This window comes from Pseudomonas sp. NPDC087817 (genome assembly GCF_044742875.1).
Lineage (GTDB): Bacteria > Pseudomonadota > Gammaproteobacteria > Pseudomonadales > Pseudomonadaceae > Aquipseudomonas.
Genome location: NZ_JBIUVJ010000005.1, coordinates 116,407 through 117,203 on the forward strand (window position 1 = coordinate 116,407; position 797 = coordinate 117,203).

Genomic DNA, 797 nt, shown 5'->3' on the forward strand with positions numbered 1-797 from the left:
GAATCGTTCGGCGCCAAGCTGATCACCTGGCACATCAAGTCCACCACCAAGGCCCATCAGGGCCTGTACGAGTACGACGCGGTGAGCCGTCTGCGCGACTCGCAACTGGGCAATGAGAAAGTCCATGACGTGCGCAACTATCTGAAGAAAGGCAAGCTCTGGGAGGCTTTCGAGTCCGAAGAGCGGGTCATTCTGCTGATCGACGAGATCGACAAAGCCGACATCGAGTTCCCGAATGACCTGTTGCAAGAACTCGACAAGATGGAGTTCTACGTTTACGAGATCGACGAGACCATCAAGGCCAAGAAGCGCCCGATCATCATCATTACCTCGAACAACGAGAAAGAGCTGCCGGACGCCTTCCTGCGCCGCTGCTTCTTCCACTACATCGCCTTCCCCGACCGCACCACCCTGCAGAAAATCGTCGACGTGCATTACCCCGACATCAAGAAGGATCTGGTCAGCGAAGCGCTGGACGTGTTCTTCGACGTGCGCAAGGTGCCGGGGCTGAAGAAGAAGCCGTCGACCTCGGAACTGGTCGACTGGCTGAAACTGCTGATGGCCGACAACATCGGCGAAGCCGTGCTGCGTGAACGCGATCCAACCAAAGCGATTCCGCCACTGGCCGGTGCCTTGGTGAAGAACGAACAGGACGTGCAACTGCTTGAGCGTCTGGCGTTCATGAGCCGTCGCGGCACCCGCTAAGAGGCTGATGCCATGTTGCTCAACCTGTTCAATGAAATGCGTGCAGCCCCGGTACCGGTGGCGGGGCGCGAACTGCTCGACCTGATCAACGC

General features: G+C 58.1%; 2 protein-coding genes. Both read left to right on the plus strand.

The genetic code is table 11. From position 1 onward, the window contains the following. Window positions 1–705: AAA family ATPase (locus tag ACIONG_RS07225; RefSeq protein WP_401297727.1), on the plus strand; the 705-nt coding region annotated here is incomplete at its 5' end. 12 nt (window positions 706–717) lie between these two features. Further along, on the plus strand, window positions 718–797 hold an 80-nt coding region (locus ACIONG_RS07230), incomplete at its 3' end, for a hypothetical protein (RefSeq protein WP_401298016.1).